This is a genomic window from Syntrophomonas sp. UBA1041, assembly GCF_002316705.1.
GTDB lineage: Bacteria > Bacillota > Syntrophomonadia > Syntrophomonadales > Syntrophomonadaceae > DTU019.
Genome location: NZ_DCEA01000031.1, coordinates 1 through 3942 on the forward strand (window position 1 = coordinate 1; position 3942 = coordinate 3942).

General features: G+C 39.2%; 3 protein-coding genes. All 3 read left to right on the plus strand.

Annotated elements, in window-relative coordinates:
• Positions 1–126 precede the first annotated feature (126 nt).
• Positions 127–1278 (plus strand): DUF3798 domain-containing protein, encoded by a 1152-nt coding sequence (locus tag B2633_RS05240; RefSeq protein WP_483169629.1) that lies wholly within the window; start codon positions 127–129, stop codon positions 1276–1278.
• Positions 1279–1375: 97 nt separating this feature from the next.
• Positions 1376–2962, plus strand: a complete 1587-nt coding sequence (locus B2633_RS05245) for a sugar ABC transporter ATP-binding protein (protein WP_483169631.1) — start codon at positions 1376–1378, stop codon at positions 2960–2962.
• A partial coding sequence (locus tag B2633_RS05250) for an ABC transporter permease subunit (RefSeq protein WP_483169633.1) occupies positions 2949–3942 on the plus strand: 994 nt, incomplete at its 3' end. The genes B2633_RS05245 and B2633_RS05250, both read left to right, overlap by 14 nt.

Below are 3942 nucleotides of genomic sequence, written 5' to 3' on the forward strand. Positions count from 1 at the left end.
ACTAAAATCGACCCTGGCAATTAACAAGGAATAAGGGCGTTTTAATTAGCTGATGATGGTATTTAGTCGATCGTTGTTTGGTTAAAGGTCAGGAAATCGAATATTTAACATGGGGAGGAAAGAGAATTGAAAAAAATCACTTCACTGCTGCTAGTTGTTTTATTGATGACAACCCTGATAACTGGGTGTACAAAGCAAACAACTACAACTAATAAAGAAGTTAAAAAGCTTGCTGATTACAAAATTGGAGTAGTTACGCCAACATTGTCAACCAGCGAAGATGAGTTTAGAGCAGCCGAACAAATGGCCAAAAAGTACCCAGACATGGTTAAGCATATTACTTTACCGGAAAATTTCTCTACTGAGATTGAGACAGGCTTAAGTCAAATTATCTCTCTGGCTGATGAGCCGAAAATGAAAGCCATCATTGTAATATCCGGACAAGCCGGTTTATTGCCAGCTCTGCAAAAGGTGGAAGAAAAAAGACCGGATATTATCACTATGACTGCTCCTATATGGGATGATCCCGCCTTGATGTCAAAATATGTAGACGTTAACCTGGATACGGATTGGGTAAGAAGAGGCGTCACTATTGCCCAAAAGGCTCATGAGATAGGTGACAAAACTATGATTCATTATTCATTCCCTACCCATCTGGCTAAAGAAGTAATCTCCCAAAGAAAAGATGCCATGGAGAAGACTTGCAAAGAATTAGGCATGCAGTGGGTCGAAGTTGCTACTCCCGATCCCCAAACCGGCAATGGCACCGGACCGATGCTTCAATTCCTGAGGGAAGATATTCCCCGGCAAATAGCTAAATATGGGCCGGACACCAATATATTTGGTACTAATTGTCCTATGTATGATGTAATAATTGATGAAGCATTTGAGCTAAAGTTCACGGTAGTTGAGCAATGCTGCCCGACACCCCTGCAGGCCTACCCAACCGTATTGGGCTTGCAGATTTCGGAAGCCGATGCCTGGAATTTTTCCAAAGTCAATAGTATGATCTCGGAAAAAGCTGCTGCGGCCGGAATGACAGGCAGATTAGGCGGATGGCAAGTGCCGGCCACGGTATTCATGCCCCAGTTTGCAGTTGAGCTGGCCAAGAAAATGATAGAAGATCCCAGCTTTAATTACAAAGATGTCAATAACCTGAACCAGTTTGCCAAGGAAGTTATGGGCAGTGAAGTCAGCTTCAGCAAGTTCAAAGCTAAAGCCGATAGTCCTGAGCTTGATAATTACTTTGTTATGATTATGAAAACTATACTATACTAACTGCTAATACCATCGTTCAGGCTGTCTTATTAAAAGACAGCCTGACTTCTTTTTTATTTTAGTAAACTTTTAATTTATTGAAGTATCGGAGTAATCAATGGAAAACATTTTAGAAATAGTCAATCTAAATAAAAGCTATAATGGTATTCCTGCTTTGAGCAATATTAATTTATCTGTAAAAGCCGGGGAAATACACGGTATTGTAGGGGCTAACGGGTCAGGCAAGACTACCTTGATGAATATTTTGTTTGGGAACCCTATTATACATGAAACCGGCGGATATCAAGGACAAATATCTTTTAGGGGAAATAAAGTAAACTTCAAAAATTGTGCAGAGGCAATTCGCCAGGGGATTGGCATGGTTCACCAGGAATTTGCCTTAATTCCCGATATGACGGTAGGGGAAAATATCAAGCTGGGCCGAGAAAATACACACTCTCTTACTGATCGGTTGTTTGGCAGGAAATATTCTTTTATCGACCGGAAACAAGACTATGAAAACGCCGGGCAGACTTTAAAAAGACTGGGAATAAGTGTAGGTGTAGGTATTAAAATCATGAATCTATCCGTAAACATCAGACAGTTTATTGAGATAGCCCGGGAAATTGATCGCACCGACTTAAAACTCTTGATATTGGATGAGCCGACTGCGGTTCTTAATAAAAACGATGGTTTAAAGCTGATCGAAATTCTAAAGGATATGTCTAACAGTGAAATCGGAATAATATTCATTTCACACCGATTGGAAGAAGTACAGTATGTATGTGATAAAGTAAGTGTTTTGCGGGATGGCAAACTGGTTTCCCAGTATGCAAAAGGCAATATCTATGTAAATAATTTAGCACAGGACATGATCGGACATACGATAAATAAAGCAGCAGCAGAAAAAAGAGAGATGGAAAATAAGCCGGTTATAACCTTTAAAGATTTTTCCGTAAAAATGCCGGGCGAAGAAGTAAAAAATCTTAATTTAAGTGTCTATAAAGGTGAAATATTGGGTTTGACCAGCTTGTCAGGACATGGCAAATTGGCCCTGGGTTATGGCATGATGGACATGTATCCTGTAGATGGAGAAGTATATTATGAAAATAAAAAATTAGTGAAGATGAACGCCAGGACAAATATCATCAAAGGCATGTATGTATTGCCGGATGATAGACAAGGATTGGGTATTTTGGCTGATCAATCTCTGGAAAGCAATATAATCTTTACGGGCAATCAGATCAAAAATATGTTTATCAGGGATTCTGCCTTTAACTTTTTAGGTTTTATTGATCACCGCAAAACCAACCTTCATGTTTATAAAATGATGCTGGATCTTGATATAAAATGCACTTCCATTAAACAAAAAGTAAAAGAATTGAGCGGCGGCAACCAGCAAAAAGTCTGTATTGCCAGGGCATTGACTGTAGATCCGAAGCTGTTGTTTGTAGCAGAGCCAACACGAGGCATTGACATCTCGGCCAAGGAAAAAATATTGAATATGTTGATAGAGATCAATCGCAGCAGAAATACAACCATAATTATTGCCTCCAGTGAATTAGATGAATTGAAACGGGTATGTGATCGAATTGCGGTCATGGTTGAAGGAAAAATATTTAAAATATTATCCCCTGATTCCTCTGATGTAGATTTTGGATTAGTGTTATCCGGGGAAGAAGGGGTAGACTGTGAAAAATTATAGAATAAAACCGCCCCAAATCATTATTTCTGCTTTTTTAATACTGTTAATTGGTCTTTCGTATATTTTGCATATGGATTTATTTGTTCTGATGAACGAATCCATGGTCAAGCTTGTCATGAATGGTGTGCTGGTGCTTTCACTTATACCCATGCTTAATGTGGGAGCCGGAATGAATTTCGGTCTTCCAGTAGGCATTATTGGCGGCCTGGTAGGTATGTGCCTGGCAGTTAATTTTAGAATGACCGGATTTTATGGATTTTTTATGTCGATATTGTTTACTCTGATGATTTGTACACTGCTGGGTTGGATATACGGCTTGATTTTAAACAGAGTAAAAGGCAGGGAAGAAATAGCAGGTATCTTTATCGGATTCTCTTTTATTCCGCTTATGAACTATTTTTGGACACTGGCCCCCTTCCAAAACCGCGAAATGCTTTATCCCATAGGCGGACAAGGCCTAAGACCAAAAATCAGTCTGGAAAATTATTTTAACCACATTTTAGATAACTATGGCTTGATAAGCATTGGTAATATTGAAATACCGGTAGGTTTAATCGCCGTTTTTGCAATTATTTGTTTGTTTTTGTATTTGTATTTTCGGACTAAAATCGGCCGGGCAACTATTGCTGTGGGCGAAAACGAGGCGTTTGCAAAACTGTCCGGGATAAATATATCCCAAACCCGTCTGATTGCCATTATTATTTCCACAATTATTGCCGGTTTTGGGATTTGTATATATGCTCAAAGCTACGGCTTCATTCAACTTTATGATGAACCCCTGTCAATGGCTTTCCCTGCTGTTTCCGCAATACTAATAGGTGGCAGCACCGGCAAAAAAACTTTTATATTCGAAGCGATTTTAGGTACCTATTTGCTGCAGTCCATGTATTTACTGAGCGTTCCTATTGCCAATGAAATACTGGTGCCGGAGTTGACGGAAATTTTAAGAACTTTCATTACCTATGGCATTATTCTATATG